18 protein-coding genes and 2 pseudogenes are annotated in these 21,599 nt (G+C 53.7%); all 20 read right to left on the bottom strand.

Annotated elements, in window-relative coordinates:
- Window positions 1–804 (bottom strand): ribonuclease HII, encoded by an 804-nt coding sequence (gene rnhB, locus P6M73_RS07455; protein ID WP_347276330.1) that lies wholly within the window; start codon window positions 802–804, stop codon window positions 1–3.
- A 31-nt stretch (window positions 805–835) separates the two neighbouring features.
- On the bottom strand, window positions 836–1,723 hold the full coding sequence (ylqF, locus tag P6M73_RS07450; RefSeq protein WP_277855479.1) for a ribosome biogenesis GTPase YlqF: 888 nt from the start codon (window positions 1,721–1,723) through the stop codon (window positions 836–838).
- A gap of 163 nt (window positions 1,724–1,886) precedes the next feature.
- Window positions 1,887–3,176: an ISLre2 family transposase gene (locus tag P6M73_RS07445; RefSeq protein WP_347276320.1), complete on the bottom strand. Its 1,290-nt coding sequence runs from the start codon at window positions 3,174–3,176 to the stop codon at window positions 1,887–1,889.
- Between the two features lie 274 nt (window positions 3,177–3,450).
- Window positions 3,451–3,798: a 50S ribosomal protein L19 gene (rplS, locus tag P6M73_RS07440; RefSeq protein WP_277855477.1), complete on the bottom strand. Its 348-nt coding sequence runs from the start codon at window positions 3,796–3,798 to the stop codon at window positions 3,451–3,453.
- Between the two features lie 439 nt (window positions 3,799–4,237).
- Complete coding sequence (gene ilvA / locus P6M73_RS07435; protein ID WP_277855476.1) at window positions 4,238–5,449, bottom strand: threonine ammonia-lyase; 1,212 nt, start codon at window positions 5,447–5,449, stop codon at window positions 4,238–4,240.
- Window positions 5,446–7,113: a biosynthetic-type acetolactate synthase large subunit gene (gene ilvB, locus P6M73_RS07430; RefSeq protein ID WP_277855475.1), complete on the bottom strand. Its 1,668-nt coding sequence runs from the start codon at window positions 7,111–7,113 to the stop codon at window positions 5,446–5,448. Before ilvB ends, ilvA begins: the two co-directional genes overlap by 4 nt.
- Before the next feature lie 23 nt (window positions 7,114–7,136).
- A complete protein-coding gene (gene ilvD / locus P6M73_RS07425; protein ID WP_277855474.1) occupies window positions 7,137–8,798 on the bottom strand; it encodes a dihydroxy-acid dehydratase in 1,662 nt (553 codons plus the stop codon).
- Window positions 8,791–9,798: a ketol-acid reductoisomerase gene (gene ilvC, locus P6M73_RS07420; protein ID WP_277855473.1), complete on the bottom strand. Its 1,008-nt coding sequence runs from the start codon at window positions 9,796–9,798 to the stop codon at window positions 8,791–8,793. Before ilvC ends, ilvD begins: the two co-directional genes overlap by 8 nt.
- Before the next feature lie 253 nt (window positions 9,799–10,051).
- Complete coding sequence (locus tag P6M73_RS07415; protein ID WP_277855472.1) at window positions 10,052–10,291, bottom strand: ACT domain-containing protein; 240 nt, start codon at window positions 10,289–10,291, stop codon at window positions 10,052–10,054.
- Between the two features lie 541 nt (window positions 10,292–10,832).
- Window positions 10,833–12,083, bottom strand: coding sequence for a KamA family radical SAM protein (locus P6M73_RS07410; RefSeq protein ID WP_277855471.1), 1,251 nt, complete (start codon window positions 12,081–12,083; stop codon window positions 10,833–10,835).
- 365 nt (window positions 12,084–12,448) lie between these two features.
- On the bottom strand, window positions 12,449–12,694 hold the full coding sequence (locus P6M73_RS07405) for a hypothetical protein (protein WP_277855470.1): 246 nt from the start codon (window positions 12,692–12,694) through the stop codon (window positions 12,449–12,451).
- A gap of 387 nt (window positions 12,695–13,081) precedes the next feature.
- Window positions 13,082–13,783, bottom strand: a pseudogene (trmD, locus tag P6M73_RS07400) (tRNA (guanosine(37)-N1)-methyltransferase TrmD); the annotation flags it as partial.
- Complete coding sequence (gene rimM, locus P6M73_RS07395; RefSeq protein WP_277855469.1) at window positions 13,773–14,282, bottom strand: ribosome maturation factor RimM; 510 nt, start codon at window positions 14,280–14,282, stop codon at window positions 13,773–13,775. The gene rimM and the pseudogene trmD, both read right to left, overlap by 11 nt.
- Before the next feature lie 109 nt (window positions 14,283–14,391).
- Window positions 14,392–14,619 carry a KH domain-containing protein gene (locus P6M73_RS07390; protein ID WP_277855468.1) on the bottom strand — a complete coding sequence of 76 codons (228 nt, stop codon included), beginning with the start codon at window positions 14,617–14,619 and terminating at the stop codon, window positions 14,392–14,394.
- A 158-nt stretch (window positions 14,620–14,777) separates the two neighbouring features.
- Window positions 14,778–15,032, bottom strand: a pseudogene (gene rpsP, locus P6M73_RS07385) (30S ribosomal protein S16); the annotation flags it as partial.
- Between the two features lie 34 nt (window positions 15,033–15,066).
- On the bottom strand, window positions 15,067–16,419 hold the full coding sequence (gene ffh / locus P6M73_RS07380) for a signal recognition particle protein (RefSeq protein ID WP_277855467.1): 1,353 nt from the start codon (window positions 16,417–16,419) through the stop codon (window positions 15,067–15,069).
- A gap of 21 nt (window positions 16,420–16,440) precedes the next feature.
- Window positions 16,441–16,758, bottom strand: a complete 318-nt coding sequence (locus P6M73_RS07375) for a putative DNA-binding protein (RefSeq protein ID WP_277855466.1) — start codon at window positions 16,756–16,758, stop codon at window positions 16,441–16,443.
- A 98-nt stretch (window positions 16,759–16,856) separates the two neighbouring features.
- Complete coding sequence (locus tag P6M73_RS07370) at window positions 16,857–17,852, bottom strand: PD-(D/E)XK nuclease family protein (RefSeq protein WP_277855465.1); 996 nt, start codon at window positions 17,850–17,852, stop codon at window positions 16,857–16,859.
- Between the two features lie 439 nt (window positions 17,853–18,291).
- Complete coding sequence (locus P6M73_RS07365) at window positions 18,292–20,889, bottom strand: tetratricopeptide repeat protein (RefSeq protein WP_277855464.1); 2,598 nt, start codon at window positions 20,887–20,889, stop codon at window positions 18,292–18,294.
- Between the two features lie 20 nt (window positions 20,890–20,909).
- Window positions 20,910–21,257 (bottom strand): hypothetical protein, encoded by a 348-nt coding sequence (locus P6M73_RS07360; RefSeq protein WP_277855463.1) that lies wholly within the window; start codon window positions 21,255–21,257, stop codon window positions 20,910–20,912.
- Window positions 21,258–21,599: the final 342 nt, after the last annotated feature.

Genomic DNA, 21,599 nt, shown 5'->3' with positions numbered 1-21,599 from the left:
TTATTCCAGGGACAGAGTCAGCTGCTCCGGTTCCTCTTCCAGGATTCGGGTGAGGAAGGAACGGCGATGAATCGCACAGGGTCCCTGAGCGCGAAGGGATTCGATGTGTTCCCTGGAGGCATAGCCCACATTGCCGCAGAAGCCGTAGCCGGGATACTTCTTATCCAGACTGATCATCAGCTCATCCCGGTAGACTTTCGCCAGAATCGAGGCACAGGCGATGGCCGCGGATTTGGAATCCCCCTTGATGACCTTCTCATTCCGGAGGTTGATATGGCGAATCGGATAGCCGTCGGACAGGACGATCTGGGGCTGGACACATAGCTTGCGCACCGCCTGAACAAAGATGTTGTTGTTGCAAAAGGACAGCCCCAGCTCATCGATCTCCTGGCTGGAGTGTTCAAATAAGGCCCAGGCCACTGCCTGTTCCTTGATCAGCGGTACCAGCTCCTGTCGCTGTTTCGCACTGAGTTTTTTCGAATCGTTGATGCCAAGGATCAGCTCATCCGACAGGCAGTCGCCCGGCAGGATCACTGCTGCGCCGACAATCGGCCCGGCCAGGGGGCCCCGGCCCACTTCATCGACTCCTGCCACCAGCGTGCCGTAGTGGCGGTCAAAATCATACATGGCGCGAACTCTGGCCACTTCAGCCTGGTGGCGTTCTTCGAGGCGCTGGAAGTGCTCACACAGCTCCTGCACGGATTTGCGCCGGTCACTCCGACACAGGCTCAGAACTTCTTCCCGTCGGGCTAATAACCCCTTCAGCTCGCGCTTCAGATAGGACTTCACATCCTGAGGCTTCATGGCCGTGAAATCCGGCAGCTCGAGCATGGGACTATTCTGCTGACTCATGATCCACCGGTTCTTCCACCGCGCGGCCCGGCCATTCCAGGGAGATGCGGCCCAGCTTCCCGCCCCGGAACTCGTCCAGCAGCATGACGGCAGTTCTGGTCCAGTCCACTTCCTGGCCCTTCTGAAGGTAGCCTCGTTTGCTGGCAATGGCCTCCATGGTAGCCAGACCATCTTCAGCCACTTCCACCTGGTAGCGGTCCGCCAGGCGATTGGCGTAATGGCGGCTCAGCCGCTCGATCAGCCGCAGGGCCAGTGTTTCGATATCCATAATGGTATCCTTGATGGCGCCGGTGAAGGCCAGGTTCAACGCGACCTGGTCGTCCTCAAATTTCGGCCACAGGATTCCAGGGGTATCCAGGAGTTCAATGCCCTGACCCGTCTTAATCCATTGCTTGTTCTTGGTGACGCCGGGGCGGTCTCCGACCTTGGCAATGGAGTTTTTCGCCATGCGGTTAATAAAGGAAGACTTTCCGACGTTGGGAATGCCTACTACCATTACCCGCATATAATATTGCTTCAATCCCTTATTGGCCATGCGTTCCAGTTTTTCCGCCAACAGGCCCTCCAGGGCAGGCTTGATCTTATTCAGCCCTTCTCCCGTCAGGCTGTTGACCTCGAGAATAACCGTGGTCGCATTGGACAGTTCCTGCTTCCAGAGCCGGGTTACCCGATCCTCTGCCAGATCTGCCTTGTTTAACAGGATGATCCGGGGCTTGGTCCCGACAATGCGGTCCACTTCGGGATTGGCGGATGATTTGACGATCCGGGCATCCCGGATCTCTATGACGGCATCGCACAGTTTCAGATTTTCTGTGATTTCCCGCCGGGTCCTAACCATATGCCCAGGAAACCAGTTGATCTTATCTGCCATGACAGCCACCTCCTTGTGGTTCGATTTTATGATGAGTACTTCTCTAATTATATCCGGATTGAACGGCCGCCGTGAACCCTCGCCGGAACAGCGGATAGTGTCAACTTACTTTCGGTTCAAAAATTGAATAGGCCTGCCGTGCGGATTCCAGGTAGCCCGGGTTTTACGATTTATACCACCCAAAATGAGGCGTTGCATAGCTGATTGAACCTTGTTTTACTGGGTAGACCCGGCTCTTCTTCACGATCCGTTTTTCCAGCCTCAAAAGTCGGGCTTCCTTCTTCTTTTCTTTCTCTTTGGCAGCGAAGTAGCCCATGAGATCCCCGCCATTGAGCACGAAAACTCGCATGCGCGCTATATTCTCAGCACCTACTGTGCTCCACCCCATCGGGCGTGAAGATAACCGTGAGGAAAGCACATGACTGACATGCCCTTCCGCACTGCAGCCCTGATAGCCCGACTTGGCCGCGTTCTGGATCGATTCCCAGTTGGACACAAGATAGGTTTGCATCTCGCCTAACTTCTTTTCCTGGGTCTTTTTAAGCGGCAATCCCGCCGCTGATTCGAAGAATGTGTTGATGTCCTCAAGGGAGTCCATGCTGATGGCGTCTTTGAGGTACCAGTAATATTCATCCTTTGTCCCTTTGTAGGAATCAATCGGCGTTGCCGCCTGGCGCAGGGCCTTTTCCAGGTGGAACTTATCCAGATAGAGCTTGCATCGAGGCAGAATCTGGGCACCCATCTTGATCCAGGTCGCCCCATCCCCTGATAAGGAGATTTCCTCGATCTTATCCACTTCATAAGCCGAGTTCAGGTAATCGAACACTTCGTACCACAGTTCATCCGAGTTGCCCTTGTAAAAGCCTGCAAATCGACGTACACCCATCAAGGCCTTGCGTCTCTTCCCGACACTCTGCTGCCCCTCATGGACGTAGATCAGCCGCATCTGCTGATTGGAACCGTCCTGCATAGCTACATGATCCTCATCGGCCTCAATATAGATCCGAGATACCACTTTTTTCTGAGGCAGGGGTCCCTCAGAAGACTCAATGTTCCCCAGTCGATGGACCAGATTCATTACCGTAGTGCGGCTGGTAATTCCGCTACTTGCATAGCGCTCCACCGTCCCCTGGTAAGAAATATCTTTAGCACTGGAGAGAAGACACGAGGCTAGTTCCCGGCTGATTCTCTGATGGGGCTCAAGGCCCAGAAGACGATCCACCAGACACACATGGTGATTAGTCTTTTTATCCCGAAAGTACGTCCGGTCAAAGACCACAGGTCCGGCTGTAGTAGCGATGGTTTTTGTTTGATTACGCCGTTCGATGGAGTAATCCTTTTTCCGTAACTGTGAGTTCCTCAGGCGCTCATCGAGTACCTGAACATAATCCTGGATCTGCTCACGGGCAATCCGATCCGTCAGCTCGTGAGTCTCCTGTACCACTTGATCCATGGTGAGAGTACCGCTTGCCATTCTTGAATCAAAACCTTGTCTGAGAGAGGTGAACATTGAGTTGAAATCTGTTAAGATAGGCATGAGAATAAGTCCTTTCGTGTAGTTTGTTTGTTGTTGTTACTAACATTCTAGCACTTGGGCTTATTCTCTTTCATTTTCGACCTACAGTAACTTTACACTAACGGAACAGCGAATCGTTCCTCCGTTTTGTCAGACCGTCCCGGAAAGAAAAAAAGTAAAAAGGGATCATGCAGCATGATCCCTCGATACACTAAATTCTTTCTTTGACCTTGGCAGCCTTACCCACACGGTCTCTGAGGTAGTAGAGCTTCGCTCTTCTGACCTTACCCTTGCGGATAACTTCCACTTTATCAACCGTCGGTGAATTGAAGGGGAAAGTTCTTTCCACTCCGGTTCCCATGGCGACTCTGCGAACTGTGAAGGTTTTTCTGGCTCCACCATTCTGAATCTTGATCACGGTTCCTTCGAAGATCTGAATTCTTTCTCTCTTTTCTTCCTTGATTCTAACGTGGACCTTAATGGTATCTCCCACATTGAAATCAGCCAGCGGCTCTTTCCGAAGTGTTTCGGTTTCGATCAGTCTGATCAGTTCATTCATTGTGCATTCCCTCCCTAATTTTTATTTGACGTTCATAGCCATCTTCTGCCAGCGGAGCGCCAGGTGTACTAGCACAAAATTTAGTATAGAGGATTCCCAGGGTCATTGCAAGAAATTTTTTTCCGCCTGTCAACCGGGTTTATCGCAAGATCCGCCCGATGATCAACCGCTGGATGGAGCACTCACGCTCAGGGCGTATCCAATGGTATTCAGCCGCATCCAGTAAGGCAACGGCCACTTCATCCGGCACAGCCTCTGCCTTGTCAGCAAGGAGTCCGGTCGAAGTCTCTTCTTATATTATACGCTGAAATTAACCTGCCGGCTCACCGGCTTTTTTATCCGCTTCCAACCACCGTTCTTGAGACGGTTCCTGCCAGTCTGCCCCCATTCAGCCGCTAGTGCGACTTCCTTCGGTGTTCGCTCCGGTTTTTTAGTAATCTTAATAAACCTGGCGGATCTGATAGCCGGCAGCATTCAGGTCCTGGACAATGCCGCGGATGTGTTCGTGACCGTTGGTTTCAACGGTGACCTGAAGCTGAACATGGCTGAACCGGTCAAAGTTCATGAACTGGTCGTGATCCAGCTTGATCACGTTGGCCATCTGCCGGGCCAGGATGCTGGAGATGTTCACCAGCTGTCCGGGAGTATCCGGCAGATCAACGGAGAAGCAGAAGATCCGGCCGCGCCGGGTGAGCCCCTTGTTGATCATGGCGGACACCGTTACCACATCGATGTTTCCGCCGGAGAGAACGCTGACCACCTTCAGGTTTTTCCCCTGAATCTTCTTCAGGGCAGCCAATCCCAGTGCTCCGGCGTTCTCGGCCACAATCTTGTGCTTTTCCAGAAGCATCAGAAAGGTATCCATGATGTCGTAGTCACTGACCGGGATGATCTCATCCACGACCTGGCGGCAAAATTCAAAGGTCTGGTCTCCGACTCGCTTGACTGCTACCCCGTCAGCCACCGTATGAACCGCGGGCAGGCTGACCACGCGGCCTTCCCGGAGGGCCGTATGCATTGACAGCGCTCCTTCCGGCTCGACTCCGATCACGCGGCACTTCGGCGCCACGGTTTTGACATAAGCGCCAATTCCGCTGATCAGGCCGCCGCCGCCCACCGGCACCAGAATGACGTCGGCATCCGGCAGTTCACTCAGAATTTCCAGCCCGATGGTGCCCTGTCCGGCCATAACGTGCACATCATCGAAGGGATGGATCATGACCTGGCCGCCGCTTTTTTGCAGTTCCAGTGCATGGTGCCAGGCATCGTCATAGGTATCTCCGTGCAGCACGACGTTGGCGCCGTACTGCCGGGTGGCATTGACTTTGATCAGTGGTGTCTGGGAGGGCATCACAATGGTTGCCTCAATCCCCAGCAGGCTGGCGCCGTAGGCGACTCCCTGGGCATGATTTCCGGCGGAGGCCGCGATGACCCCGGCCTTTCGCTCCGTCTCATTGAGCTGAGCTACTTTGTTGTAGGCGCCGCGCAGCTTGAACGCTCCCGTCTTCTGAAGATTCTCCGGCTTGATGTAGACATCGTGGCCTGATTCCTGACTGAAGAAATCGCTGTGGATCAGCTTAGTCCGGCTCAAGACCGGTTCCAGCCGCTGTCTGGCTGCCAGAACCGACTGATAGAGATGATTTACGTTCATGCCAGTTCCCCCTTCCCAGTCTCCTGTCCGGTGATCATGTCCGTGATGGCTTTTCCCGGAGGCACGATGGGATACACATTTTCATCCCGTGACATCAGGCAGTCCACCACCACGGGTTCTTCCAAAGCCCTGATTTCATTCAGCACGGCCTCCAGTTCGGCAAAGGTCGCGACCCGGTATCCCCGGATGCCGTAGGCCTGGGCCAGTTTCACGAAGTCAACGGAATCATCGCCGTCGGTTTCGCTGAAGCGGCCGTCGCAGAACAGTCGCTGCCACTGCCTGACCATTCCCAGCGCCTGATTGTTGAAAACAAAAGTCTTGAGCGGTACCCGGTATTTGCTGACGGTGCCCAGCTCGTTGCAGTTCATTTTGAAGCTGCCGTCGCCGGCAATGTGCAGCACCTGCCGGTCCGGATTGCCAATCTGAGCCCCGATGGCCGCCCCCAGACCGAAGCCCATGGTGCCCAGTCCGCCGGAGGTTATGAACCGCCGGGGCCGGTCAAAGCCAAAGTGCTGCGCCGTCCACATTTGGTGCTGGCCCACTTCGGTGGCGACAATGGTTTCATCGCCAAAGGCACGGTGGATTGCCTCCAGGAGCGGTTGAGCCGTGAGTTCCCCTTCCCCCGATGCCGACATTGGCCGCGGAGCGGGTTCTGCCATTGGCTGGCGACCGTTCCCCAGCTCCTCCCGAAGCACCTGGAGCACCGCCTTGAGATCTCCCTGAACCGGGAAATGGGTGTCCGTATTCTTCCCCAGTTCATTGACATCGATGTCGACCTGAATGATCCGGGCCTGCCGGCAGAACTGATCCGGAGCCCCGATGACCCGGTCGCTGAACCGGGCGCCCAGCGCCAGAACGAGATCTGCTTCCGACAAAGCCCGATTGGCCTCTTGCGAGCCATGCATGCCCACCAGGCCAAGGGCAAGCGGGTGACTCTGCGGAAACGTTCCGGTTCCCATCAGTGTGTTGGCCACCGGGATGCCATAGGCCATGGCAAATTCGGTCAGTTCTTCACTGGCATTGGCCAATACCACTCCGCCGCCGGCGAGGATCACCGGACGCTGGGCCTCACGCAGGGCCGGCAGCGCCTGCTCCAGCTGGCTCCGGTCAAAGACCGGCGCTTCCGGAACGGTCAGATCAAGACCAAGATATTCGGTCTCCTGCAGCATCAGATCCTTGGGCAGATCAACCAGAACCGGCCCCGGCCGGCCGGAAGATGCGATGGCAAACGCCCGCAGGATCGTCTTCTCAATGTCCTCCACCCGCCGGATCATCTCGCAATGCTTCGTGATGGTCAGCGTCATGGCCGTGATATCCACTTCCTGGAAGGAATCCCGGCCAATCAGCGGCCGCCCGACCTGTCCGGTGATGACCACCAGAGGAACCGAATCCAGAAACGCCGTGGCAATCCCCGTGATCGTATTGGTGGCTCCCGGGCCGGAAGTAACCAGACATACCCCCGGTTTGCCGGTGGTCCGGGCATATCCGTCGGCCGCGTGGACGGCTCCCTGCTCATGGCAGGTGCGATAGTGCCGGATGGGATGTCCGGTGTCATACAGCGCGTCATACAGCGGAATGACAGCACCGCCGGGGAAGCCGAAAATCGAATCGACCCCCACTTTATTTAAACAATCCAATACGATTTGAGCTCCGCTTCGTTTCATAGATCTTCCCCCCATTTTTTAATTCAGCGAAATACAGCTCCCTGTGAAGCTGATGTGGTCAGTCTGGCATAGCGTGCCAGATATCCTTTTACGTTCAGTTCCCTGGCACGGAATTCCCCCCGGCGCCGCGCCAGTTCGGTCTCGTCCAGGTCATGGTCAATGGTGCCGGCATGAATGTCAAGCCGGATCCGGTCGCCGTCGCGCAGCAGACCGATGGGTCCGCCTTCCTGGGCCTCCGGTGAAATGTGTCCCACCGCGGCCCCCCGAGTTGCTCCGGAAAAGCGTCCGTCTGTGAGCAGCGCTACGGATTCGTCCAGCCCCATCCCCGACAGGGCGGAGGTCGGAGTCAGCATTTCCGGCATGCCAGGACCGCCCTTGGGTCCTTCAAACCGGATTACGACGACATCGCCCGGCTGGATGGCACCACCAAGAATGGCCTGAACAGCCGCTTCTTCCCCGTCAAATACCCGGGCCGGGCCTTCATGCACCATCATGGCAGGAGCCACCGCTGATCGCTTGACGACGGCACCATCCGGCGCGATCGAGCCCCGCAGCACCTGGATTCCGCCCGTCGGGCTGAAGGGATCACTGGCCGGGCGCACAACGGTGCCGTCTGCCTGAGGCTGGCGATGCCGCAGCAGCCCTTGCGCCTGAGTCAGTCCCTGCACCGTAGCTGCCTCCCCCCGGAAACAGCCTGCCTGCTGCAGTTCACACAGGACCGTCTGAATTCCTCCGACCCGGTACAGATCCTCAATGTGATGCGGTCCGGCGGGACTCAGCCGACACAGGTTCGGCGTCGCCTGGCTGATCCGATTGACCAGTTCCAGATCCAGATCCACGCCCGCCTCATGGGCAATGGCCTTCAGGTGGAGCACCGTGTTGGTGGAGCAGCCCAGTGCCATATCCAGATGGAGCGCGTTGACAAAGGCATCTTCTGTCAGGATCCGGGAACTCTTGAAATCTTCCCGCACCAGCTCCACGATGCGCAGGCCGGTTTCCTTGGCCAGGCGGATTCGTTGGGAGTAGACGGCCGGAACGGTGCCGTTGCCGGGCAGAGCGATGCCCAGGGCTTCAGTAATGCAGTTCATGGAGTTGGCGGTATACATCCCCGAGCATGAGCCGCAGGTCGGACAGGCCGACTCTTCGTAGTCCTGCAGCGTTTCCAGCGTCATCAGTCCGGCTTTCACCGCTCCGACCGCCTCAAACACTGCGCTCAGGTCAACGGTTTTGCCGTTGGTTTCCCCCGCCAGCATCGGTCCGCCGCTGACCAGGATCACCGGCAGATCCAGCCGGGCAGCCGCCATCAGCATGCCGGGCACGATCTTGTCGCAGTTGGGCACCAGCACCAGCCCGTCCAGACTGTGCGCTCGGGCCATGACTTCCACCGAATCGGCGATCAGTTCGCGGCTGGCCAGCGAGTAGCGCATCCCTTCATGGTTCATAGCCAAACCGTCACAGACGCCGATGGCCGGAAATTCCAGTGGCGTACCGCCGCCCAGACGGATTCCAGTCTTGACAGCGTCCGTCACGTTTTTCAGGTGCGCATGACCAGGCACCACTTCACTGAAGGCGCTGACCACTCCGATCAGCGGCTGCTTCATTTCCCGGTCGGTGAGACCCAGCGCCCGCAGCAGAGAGCGATGCGGCGCCCGCTCGACTCCCTGTGTCAGCTGATGGCTACGCATGATCTTCCACCTTGGGCAGCCAGGACATCATGGACCGCAGCTTCTTGCCCACTGCCACAATCGGGTGTTCCTTCTCCTGGCGGCGGCGGGCCGTGAACATCGGCCGATTGGCCTGATTCTCGAGAATCCAGGACCGGGCAAAGTCACCGCTCTGGATCTGGCTGAGGACCCGCTTCATTTCCTCCCGGGTTGCTTCATTGACGATCCGGCGGCCTACCATGTAGTCTCCGTATTCCGCCGTATCGCTGACGGAGAAGCGCATCCGCTCCATGCCGCCTTCGTAGAGCAGATCCACGATGAGCTTCATTTCATGGAGGCACTCAAAATAAGCGACTTCCTCCTGATAACCGGCCTGCGTCAGTGTGTCGAAACCCGCTTTGATCAGCTCGCTGACACCGCCGCACAGGACGGCCTGTTCACCGAACAGATCCGTTTCGGTTTCTTCGCGGAAGGTCGTTTCAATGACACCGGCCCTGGCACAGCCGATCCCAGCCGCGTAAGCCATCGCCAGGTCCCGGGCATGGCCGGTTGCATCCTGGAATACTGCAAAAAGTGCCGGAACGCCGTTTCCTTCCTGATACACCCGCCGCACCAGATGACCCGGGCTTTTCGGGGCAACCATGAACACGTCCACCTGAGCGGAGGGCACAATCTGATTGAAGTGGACGTTGAAGCCATGGGCAAAGGCCAGGGCCGTGCCGGGGCGCAGGTTGGGCCGAACCGCTGTCTCATAGACTTTGGCCTGTTTTTCGTCCGGCAGCAGCATCATCACCACGTCCGCCCGTCGGACGGCTTCCTCGCACACCAGCACTTCCAGGCCGGCTGCCTCGGCTGCCGCCCAGCTGCGCGATCCCTCGTACAATCCGACCACGACCTGAACGCCGCTTTCCTTCAGGTTCAGCGCATGGGCATGTCCCTGACTGCCATAGCCCAGTACCGCCACGGTTTTCCCAGTCAGTACGCCCACTTTGCATGAATCCACGTAATACATCTTCGCCATTTTCATATCCCCCTGTTTATTACACTAAGTATTTTCCTGTTTTCCCGATCTGCCGCACACTTGCTGCTGACGGGATCTGATATTTTGTTTCATTTCCCGGAGGCAGCGCAGCTTGTTCAGCACCGATCCGATGCCAGCTGATTCTTTTCTGCCGCTCCTTCTCATCCAACTCCTGACCAGCCCTTGGCTCAGCTCAGGCTCTCTCCGCTATTCCAGCGAGTGGCCGAAAATCCATTGCCTGTTTTTGCCTGAATCAGGGCTTCAGTACTTCCTCCACGGTCCGGACATCCACCACTTTACCCACCGTATTGAGTGCACCGCTGAAACGCGGTCCATCCGGATTGAAGGTGATTTGGAGCCACGCTCCCATTCCCAGTTCTGCCTCCTCCATGAGGATCTTGCGCATCTGATAGCCTTTCCGCTTCAGCAGTGCCGTCACCCGCATCATGACTTCCGGTTCGTTTGGGATCAGTGCTCGTAATGTTCGTTCCATTGTCTTCTCCTCCTTGACTGTTCAGATTATCAAACGCGCAAAAAGCCCCTCAACAGGAAACATCCTGTCGAGGGGCGTGTAAACATACCGCGGTACCACCCTGCATTTTCGCCTTTCGGCTCTCCAGATCGAACGACGCCTTGGCTGTCGTTGAATCCTGACTTGGTAACGTAAGTCAATCCGGCGCAGTTTACTGGGAAATCCGTTCAACCTTGCTGCTCTTGAGTGATTATTGAATATCCGGTTCAGTCTGCTTCTCACCATCCAGCAGCTCTCTGTTCTGTTCCTTGGACATGTTTGTCTCAGTCGGCGCATTTGCTTGAAATCTGTTAGTCATGATATTACGCCAGTCCCGATTCAATGTCAATCCCGTTCTTTAAAAAAACTGTTATTCATATCCACTCATCACTGCAATACCGCTAATTTATCCCAGTCCTTTTATCGATATCTTTACAGAATTTCAGATTTCATTATTAGTTTAATGTTCATCGAATGTTTATTTGATGATTATCTAAAGTTTAAAATTCTGATGCGTTTGTCCTTACTCGATGCTTTCCAGGTCCCGGATCGACCCCTCAAAATCCTTGTTTGGATACTCAAAGATCCGGCCTTCCCAGGTACGCAGGGTCAGCTTGTCTCGTCCCCGGGATACCGTATATTCCGGCAGCATCGGCGTCTTGCCGTACCCGTCGGGCGCATTCACGATGAACGTGGGACGGGCCATGCCGGAGGTGTAGCCCACCAGATACTCCATGATCTCGATACCCCGGTCCACACTGGTGCGGAAATGCTCCGTCCCGATGACTTCCTTGGCATGGAAAATATAGTAAGGCTTGACCCGGCAGCGCAGCAGATCCTGATTCAGCTTCTTCATGATATGCGGATCGTCATTGATGCCTTTCAGCAGAACCGCCTGATTGCCCAGCGGGATCCCCGCATCGGACAGCCTGCCCAGAGCTTCTTTCACATCCTGAGTCAGCTCCAGTGGATGATTGCACTGAATGTTGATGAACAGCGGATGGTGCCGGCGCAGCATGCTGGTAAGTTCCGGGGTGACCCGCTGCGGAATGGTGATGGGCATCCTGGTGCCGATTCGCTTGATTTCAACATGGTCAATGGCATCCAGCTCAGACAGGAGCCAGTCCAGCCGCTCATCGCTCAAGGTCAGAGGATCTCCGCCGGTAATCAGAACATCGCGGATTTCAGGGTTGTTCCGGATATATTCCAGAGCCTGCTCCAGCGCCTCCTGCGAGGAGGGCCGGTCAAATTCGCCGATATTGCGCCTTCTCTGACAGTGACGGCAATACATGCCGCACTGATTGGTGGCGTAGATGATCAGCCGATCCGCATAGCGCCGCGTGATGCACTCCGCCGGATTGGTATACTCTTCTCCCATGGGATCCGCCTTGCCATGGCTGTCGGTCAGCTCCAGTCCGATGGGGATGGATTGGAGGAACACCGGATTCTCATAGTGAGCCAGCGGATCCTCATCTCCGATCAGTGACAGGAAATGCGGCGAGATGGCCCAGCGGAATTTCTTCCCCACCCGGTCAATCTCTTCCTTCTGTTTTGGCATCAGCGGGATGATTTTCTCCAGTGTTTGAGAATCACGCACCCGGGCACTGACCTGCCAGTGCCAGTCATTCCAGTTTGCTTCCTCCGCGCCCAGCGCATCCATAATCCGACGTTTTCGCTCCGCAATCAGCGGTTCTCTGGTAAGTCCCGATGGAATCGTATCTTTAATATCCAGATAATCCTGAATCTTCGACTTCAAAACATCCGCTCGTTCCAATGAAATATCTCTTGCAGTTTTGTCCAAAATGAGGTGCCCCCTTGCAGATTATTTGCCGGAATCAGTCCCTGGCCATTGCCAGCAACTTCGTCTCGACCGGTTGACCAACCTTTACAATCTGATTTTACATTAAAGCAACCTATTAATCAATGATTAAGTTGTCACTTCTTAAAAGACGCACAGGTCAATGACAAAACGGTAACAAAACAAAAACTCCGCATCGCAAATTATCCCCGCTCTCTCCAAACCCCTCTGCAATTCCGGCAGCCCCAGCCTCAAAAACCAGCCTGCATTCAAATTGTAAGCAAATCCCCTTATGAATTATTTCCTGCAATTTCCTCCGGCTCAGCCTCTCGTTTCAACATTCAGCTGCCAGTCCCATCCCCAATTTTCTTCTGTATAAACTCAACATTTTCTTCCCTCATCAGATTTCTAATACATCCTCTGCTCTCTCTCCATCCGCTGCCTTCTTCCATACTCTGTCTTCTTCTATAATCTGCCCTTTTCCACACTCTGCCCTCTTCCACACTCTGCCCTCTTCCACACTCTGCCCTCTTCCACACTCTGACCTCTTCCACACTCTGACCTCTTCCACACTGTACCTTTTCCATACACTCTGCTCTTTAAAGAAAAAACTCCGGAAAGTATAAAACTCCGGAAAGTATATGCTCCGGAAAGTATATGCTCCGGAAAGTATATGCTCCGGAAGAAAAACAGTGAACGATCCACGGAACTACTCATTTAAAGAGGAGCCATATATAGAAAAACAGATCCCCGGTTCTGCCTATGCCGGGAATCTGTCCATCGATGAAACCTATTCAGTTCAGCCGCTTTGGCCGGATTATCTTTTATTGGGACTCACTCGGAGAAGAATCACTCGGAGAAGAATCACTCGGAGAAGAATCACTTGATGGTTTCTTTCCCTGATTCAGGCCCGGACGGACGGACGAAGCGGCATCATGCTCTTGCGCGGCTGCCTGTTTTTCCCGCAGGATGGCTTTGAAAATTTTCTGATCATCCCTGGTCAGGGTCAGCCGGGCATAGAGATCGGGGCGCTGCTCCCGGGTGAGCTCCAGAGACATGTAGCGCCGCCATTGCCGGATTTTTTCATGATGACCGGACAGCAGCACCTCCGGTACTTTCATGCCCTGATATTCCGCGGGCTTGGTATATTGCGGATATTCCAGCGTGTCCTCGGAAAAGGACTCTTCCAGCGTGGACTCATGGGATCCCAGAACTCCGGGAATGAGCCGGACCACTGCGTCAATGAGGGGCAGGGCTGCCATTTCACCACCAGTCAGGATGAAATCCCCCAGCGAAATTTCTTCATCAATGACCGAGTAGATGCGCTCATCAATTCCTTCGTAGTGACCGCACAGGAGCGTAAAACCCTCCAGCTGGGCCAATTGCCTGGCTTTTTCCTGAGTAAACGGCTTGCCGCGGGGTCCCAGAAAGATCACCGGCCCTGGATTTTCTTCCTTCACTGCCTTGATGCCATCCATGATCGGCTGGCAGGCCAGCACCATGCCAAAGCCACCGCCGTAGGGAGAGTCATCCACTCGGCGATGCCGGTCGGTGCTGTAGTCCCGGATGTTGTGCGGGTGCAGGGAGTAAAGGCCGGCTGCTCCGGCCCGGCCCAGAATGCTGTGCTCCAGCACCTGAAACATTTCCGGGAACAGGGTCAGGACATCAATCCTCATAGTTCCATTCCCTGGCCGGACGAATCACCATCTCACCGGCTTCCGGATCCACGCTGGTGACAATGGTCTTCATGGCCGGAATGAGCAGCTGCTTCGGTTCCTTGATCCAGTAGACATCATTGGCACCGGTCTGAATGACGTCATAAATGCGGCCCAGATCATTGCCTTCGGTGTCCTTGACGGCCATGCCGCGCAGCTCATCGATAAAGTACTCGTCTTTTTTCTTCTTGACCGCGTCTTCCTGTCGAACCTGAACATACTCATCCTTGAGCTGTTCCAGAGGCTCGGGCGTATCGATGCCCTCCAGCTTCAAAATGGCCCGGTCAGCCTGGAGCTTGACGAATTCGACTTTATACTCCACTCCGTTAATGACGACATAGGTCAGTCGCCGGAACCGGCGGATATCATCCGTCAGCGGGATGACCTTGACTTCGCCTTTAAAGCCATGCGGCTTACCCACCTGGCCGATGGCAATATGTCCTTCCTGTACTTGTTTCAATGTGCTTTCTCCTTTCCCTCGAGGTTCGAAACCGGATCAAAAACATCAGTCATTGACCCGAATAAAGAAAAACCGGTACAACGTACCGGCTTGCTTTGCCTTGTTCTGATTAAACGATCTCCACGTTGACCCGTCTGGAGTCCTTGGTGGAGGCTGCCCGTACCAGCGTCCGGATTGCTTTGGCAATCTTACCCTGCTTGCCGATTACTTTGCCCATATCATCGGGAGCCACCTTCAGTTCGAAGATGGTGGTATCTCCTTCTGTACGCTCTGTAACCATCACGGCTTCCGGATGATTGACCAGGGATTTAGCCAGAAATTCTATGAGCTCTTTCATAATTACGCCTGAGTTTCTTCAGCAGCTTCTTCAGCAGCTTCTTCAGCGACCGCTTCTTCAGCCGGTGCTTCAGCAGCGCGTCTTGCAGCAGCCTTTGCCTTTCTCTCTTCGATCATGGCGTTCTTGGCTGCATCAGCCTTTGCCTTCTTTTCCCAGTTCTTTTCGGTCTTTTCAATGATGCCCTGTGCCTCAAGCAGTCTTACGACGCCTTCGGTCGGCTGTGCACCCTTGGCGATCCAGGCCTTGGCCTTTTCTCCGTCAATCTTGACAACTTTGGGCTCAGAGACCGGATTGTAGTAGCCGATTTCTTCGATGAACCGTCCATCTCTGGGGGCTCTGGAATCTGCCACGATCAGTCTATAAAAAGGTGCCTTCTTTGAACCCATTCTTCTTAATCTGATTTTTACTGCCATTGTATTTATACCTCCAATTTATATCGAATCCTGCCTAGAATGGCAGGTTTCCGCCAAATAATCCGCCGCCCTTGCCGGAAGGCAACTTCCCGCCCAGGCGTTTCATCAGTTTCTTTGATTCTTCCATTCCTTTAATCAGCCGGTTGACGTCCGCAATGGTGACGCCGGCTCCTTTTGCGATCCGCTTTTTGCGGGAGGAATCGATGAGTTTCGGATTCCGCCGCTCTTTGGGGGTCATGGAGAAAATGATCGCCTCATTCATCTTCATGCTTCGTTCCCCTTCTTCCATATCGACGCCCTTGAGCTGCGCCTTGTTCATCCCCGGGATCATATCCATGATCTTGGTCAGGGGTCCCAGCCGCTTCATCTGACGCATCAGCGACAGATAATCCTCAAAGTTGAAATCCTTGGTGAGCATCTTTTCGCCGAGTTTCTGAGCTTCTTCTTCGTCCAGCTCGGTCTGAGCCTTTTCGATCAGCGACATGACATCGCCCATGCCCAGAATCCGCGAAGCCATCCGGTCCGGATGGAACGTCTCCAGATCATTCATTTTTTCACCGACACCGGCCAGCTTGATCGGCTTTCCGGTAATCTCCCGGATCGACAATGCGGCTCCGCCTCGGGTGTCGCCGTCCAGCTTGGTCAGAACGACACCGGAAATGTCCAGCGTCTGATCGAATGTTTCCGCCACGTTGACCGCATCCTGACCCGTCATCGCATCCACCACCAGCAGCGTTTCCTGCGGATTCACCTCAGCCTTGATCAGCTTGAGCTCCTCCATCAGGGCTTCGTCAATGTGCAGACGCCCGGCGGTATCAATAATGACCAGATTCGAACCGGCTTCTTTGGCTGCCAGGATTCCCTGACGGGCAATTTCGACCGGAGAGACCTGATCGCCCATGGAGAACACAGGAACATCAATCTGCTTGCCGACGATTTCCAGCTGCTTGATGGCGGCCGGACGGTATACGTCACAGGCAATCAGCATCGGTTTGCGATTCTTGGTTTTGCGCATATGTAGCGCCAGCTTGCCGGCCATGGTCGTCTTACCGGCACCCTGCAGGCCGCAGAGCATGTAGACGGTCATGCCTGAATCCCTCAGCTTAAGCGGGGATTCTTCATCTCCCATGAGGTGGGTCAGTTCGTCATGAACAATCTTGACCACCATTTGTCCCGGGGTCAGGGATCTCATGACATCCTCGCCAATTGCCTTGGCGCTGACGACACGGACAAAGTTTTTTACGACTTTGAAATTGACGTCCGCTTCCAATAAGGCCAGCTTGACCTCTCTCATGGCTTCCCGGATGTCCGCTTCGTTAATGGAGCCTTTGCCCCGAAGCTTCTTTAAACTTTCCTGGAGGCGATCTCCAAGACTTTCAAAAGCCATGCACCCTCCTGTTCCTGGATGTTAGAGACTCTCGATCAGACGGATTACCGCCTCATCGGACCAGCCCCCGGCTTCCAGTTCCTGAATGATTCGTTTCTTCTTTTCTTCGGTTTGTTCACTCAGCCGTTTCATGCCGAGTTTTTCCTCGTACTTCAGGAGCTGTCCATGCGTCCGCTTGATCAGATCATGGATCGCCTGCCTTGAAGTTTCGTTGAGCTCGGCAATCTCAGATAAGGAGAAATCTTCATCGAAATACAGATCCATGATCTTCTGCTGCTTATCCGTCAGCAGTGAACCGTAGTAATCCATCAAGAGCGAGATTTCCACTCGGTTTTCCATCTGCCTCACCTACCCACTGGATTATGATACCAGTCACAAAAAGACCTGTCAAGTATTTTTACTTAACAGGACTGCTCTCGGTGAAAAAACTGCGGCGATTATTCCGGATTGAACCAATATTCCCTCCTCACAATCGATTCCATCATCCCCTGCATCATCGCGATCTTTTCACGATAGTCTGTTTCGTTATATTCAACGTATCCGACGGTCATCGAATTTCCCGGACGAAATGTCTTTTTCTGAAAGCCTGGCACCTTACCCTTGATGTAGTCAAATAAGCTCCATCGAACCTGTGTGGAGCGTTCCCTCTTGCCGCTCAGTTTGACGGCAATCACCTGGTCTTCAATCTGCAGGTATAGATCTTCGACATATTCCTTCAGTAAGTTGCATCCATTCAATTCGTCATTGCTTAAAAAGTACCACCATAAAGCCCGGAATCCGCCGGATGGATTTGCAACATAACTCCAATCATACGTCCGCCGGATATCAATTACTCCGTCTTGAATCAGGTGCGAAAAGAATCCTTTGTATGCATGATCGTTGCCATCCGTCCACTTTTCAATGGGATCCGTCGCATATCGCTTCACCTGGCAGTCGATGGCACGGAGATACTCATAGTAATCCTGAAAAATGTGGTTTTTCGTTTTCTCTTTATATTTTCCGAATAGTTCCAGCAGATCCTGCCGGGTAATGTTGACGACATCCTTCTCAGGAAACGCCTGTTCCATGATTTTGTAATAAACACATATTATTTTATAATTGTCACTTTCCGCTTCCAGCTCCTCTTTATATTTTTTGATCTGTCCCCCATGCTGACTGGTAAAAGTTTTATCTTCCACAATGATCCGGTACTTGTGACTCACATCAAGCAGAACATCAATATTCTTATACTGTCTTGAGATTTTGGTAATGACAAACGCTTCCTCGCTGCCGATCATTATTGCAAGCAGTTCCCTGGCACAGTCTGTCAGATGAGGATCTACGCTCAGATACTCCTCGTGAGCGAAACTCATCAGCCAGCAGATGAACGCATCCTGGGACAGTTCACTGGTTGCGTACGTGAACAGATTGTTCTTCATTAAGTTTTTCTTCAACCTCCCATTTCCTCAATTCCTTCCTCGTTCCGGTCTTCTCATCGGATAGGATAATTTCGCACTGCAGTTCAAATTCCTTTGAATAAGGAATACTCATTTCTGCCTTTCAGGAATGGTCCAACGCCTGATCAGCTCCGTTCATGCTGAAACCCTTTATCTTACCGTCCAATGGAAGCTCCCGCTGCCGCTTTGTCTGATGCTTCGCAGCATCCCTGGGATGATCAACCCAGGCAATGGTTTATATTATGGCTTCATCAGGCTGTTATCAAGGGCCAGCTTTCTGTCCCTGACAAGAGGACCCGAATGGTTAAAAGATCCGGCTCAGTTCATTGAATGAGCCGGATCGTGTCCGGAATTACTGACTATGACTGGATCTGCTGCAGATTACTGGCTGGGACGATATTTACTCAGACGGACAAAAGAAGGGGCGACGGAAGCGCTAATCCCGGTACAAGGTATAGGTTTTATCCGCTTTGTAGGAATAGACCTTGAGCGTGTTCTCTCCGACCAGAGTCATGCGATAGACATTTTTCCAGCCGGCGCTGTCACTGCCAAATTTCATCACATCACCCAGAATCTTGAAATATTTGCCGGTATAAAAGGGCAGGTTGTAGGTAATTCTCGGATCGCCGTCTTTTTCAAAGTACAGTTTAAAATAATTGGATCCGGAACTCCACCGCCCCACAATCCGACTCCAGGTGAAAAAGTCATCCTCCAGAAACTTTGCCATGTCCTTAAAGTCAGCATGCTCTTCTACATGCTGCAGCAGGTAATACATGGACTCATCATAGAACGTGAAATAATCGGTCTGCTCTGGCGGCAGTTTATATTCCTCGGACTTCATTTCCGCGGCACAGTAGACAAAGTACGAAATCGCATCCCGGAAAGGAACCAAATCCTTATAGCTGTAAGTTTTATCATAACCCACCACTTCGTATAACAAATCATAGCAGTCCTCTTTGTTCCCGGCCTGGAAGGCTTTGATCGCGTCACCGTATTTTCTGATCTTGCGAGCCAGATCAGCTTCGCCTCCCAGGGAATAGTATTGGGACGCCTTCGCGTAATCCTCTTTCTCATCGAAGTCCCTGGCAATCTTCAAATATAAGGTATTCGCTTTCTCCTTGGCCTCTGGATTGCCGGTACCGGCGTTCCAGTAGTACTCGGCGGCTTTCACGAGATCTCCAGTGGCTTCATATTGCTTTGCCAGCGTAAACGACAGATTCTGATACTTGGCAGCACTGTCCTTATAGGCGGAGCGGAACCGATACTCTGCCAGGGCACCCTCCAAATCGCCGCTCTGTTCCAATGACTGAGCCAGGGCATAGGTCAGTTCGTTGACTTTTGCCGGGCTGTCCTGGAATGTCCCGGCCAGCAGGTATTCGTCCCGGGCTTCCTTGATTTTTCCGGCAGTTTCCAGCTCCCCGCCCAGCCGGTAGGCCGTCTCCGTTTGCAGTGCTTGAACAGCCGGCGAGATCGTTTTTAGTTTATTCAGACTTTCCCTGGCAACGGCAAGTTTCCCCTCTTTCAGCAGCCCCTGGACATACGGTACCAGTGCCTCTTCCAATTTTTGCTGGGATCTCGGGTATCCCGTAATGGAGCCCAGCACAGCAACCGCTTCCGGATACTTTTTCTCCCCCAGCAGGATCACTCCGGCCTCATAGCGAGCAATCCGGGATTTATTCGACGAATCCTTGTGGCCGCCCAGTTTGTCGTACAACGGATAGGCATTCAGATAATCGCCGGACGTAAACAATTCCTCGGCTCGCAGATATCTGACTTCCACCGTTTTTGCCGGACTGTCTTTGTAATTGCCCAGCTGTTCAAACTGATCGGCGGCTGCCTGATATTTCCGCTCATTCAGCAGGGCCGCTGCCTGCAGGTAGTTGGTTTCCTGGACATTCACCGCACTGTCCTTATAGGTTTCAAGCTCCTTGAACAGTTTGGCTGCCTCTTCATAGGCCCCTTCCCCGCGCAGCTGCAATGCGTGACGATAGCTGGCTTCCTGTGCCAAATTCCTGCTGTCAAGAAAATCATTCAGCGCCCGGAACCGCACGGCTGCCTCTCCGTTGTTTCCGGCATCGAGTTGACGGACCGCTTCATTATACCGGTATACCGGAATCCAGCGCGTCAGTGCCAGGAATCCGACGACCGCAATGGTGATCGCCAAGGCACTCAGAATCCCGTATTTTTTCACCGCCTGAAGCCTTCGAGTCCGAAGAGCCAGCCGCTCCGCCTGTTCCCTGGCTTCACGTTCCCTGAGTTCCGCTTCTTCCTGAAGCCGCTTCTGCCGCTCGGCAGCTTCCCGCTGTTTCCGTTCCTCCGTCAGTCGGGTCTGCTCTGTCTGATGGGCCTGCTGCTTTTCCGTCAGCCGAGCCGGATCAGCTGTCTGAAACAGCCAGTCGCGCTGCAGGCCGCACCGTCCGCAGCTGTCCCATGAACCGGGATTGGGGAAGGCGCAGGCACAAACCCAGTAAGCAGCCTCCATCACCGGCAGGTACTTGTGGCTGGCAGCATTCTGAAAGTGAGGTTTATCCGTGATTTCCCGGTCAAACTGCTCCAGCGCTTCCTTGGGCCAAAGCTCAGCCAGCAGCGGCGTTCCGGGACTTACCTCGGACGAATCCTCCGATTCCCATCTCGAGCCATCCCCGAATACCGCCTTCTGGACTCGTACTTTGACCTGCCTGGTTGGTGCTGTTCCCAAAAGAATCGGCTTGCCATCTCCAAACAGCGAACCCGGTTCCGAGTTCAAATCCTGATACATCATCGCCTGATCCGCCTGATCTGCTATCGAGTTGCCTTGTGCGTCAAGCCGCGCGATCGCGATTTGAGCGGCCCGGATGGTTCGACGGGAGACATTGCGCAGCCTCAGCTGCAGAATCATCTGGCGGCTCAGCGTGTCATACAGCAACGCCCCCTTTTCGATCTCCAGCGGAGCCCCCAGAATCCACTCGTCCTGCTTCAGTTCCCCTATTCTCTGGTAACGTTCATTCCCCATCGGTTTGTCCTCCTGCCCGGTCTCATCTTCTGTTGCACTCAAGTTGTTTTCCTGCCTGTACACTAAAGACCAGGCAGATCATCAAATACAATCTGGTCAGGCTTTGCCGCCGTATGAACCGAACCGGAACTCAGATTTTTCTCCATCATATTTTTAAGCTGAACGGAATTCAGGAAATTTCGTTCCAGCAGTTCAATGACTTCCGCGGCTCCCATCAGCAGCAGACAGGTAATAAATCCCGCCAGCCAGAAATAAAGCATGACCGGGAACGCCGAACCGCTCCCCCCCAGTGCATCCATTATATCAGCCACATCCAGTCCAATGAGCGCTCCCCCGATTAAAAACACGACGCCCGCTCCAAAAGCGGTATACTGGAAAATTTTCGCGATCTGGTTCTTGTACTCTCTCATTCCTTCTCCTCCTAATGAAAAATTGCCGTTTGCGGCTGTCAGTCTGTCCCAGGGAACTTTTCTTCAGCTTCTCCCAGAATCCTCACTGACACACCGAGTCATAGTTCCGGATGACTTTAAGAATATCCTGAGAATACTCAGAAACTTAGTTCTATTTTAATCGGTTACGCCGTCATAGTAAACGTTTTTTGATTGTATCATCGCGATATATGCGCAATAATTCTACTAATTCGACATTGGCCGGTTCAATCATTCGAAAACTTTTAATTGCTGATCTTTTATATAACTTGAGATAATTCTAATCACGGCCTGTTGCTAAACAATTGGATGAGGGTCGAGCAG

Source organism: Anaerococcoides asporogena (assembly GCF_029590275.1).
Classification (GTDB): Bacteria; Bacillota; Clostridia; order Clostridiales; family Clostridiaceae; genus JG1575.
This window is presented reverse-complemented; position numbering and strand designations above follow the sequence as displayed.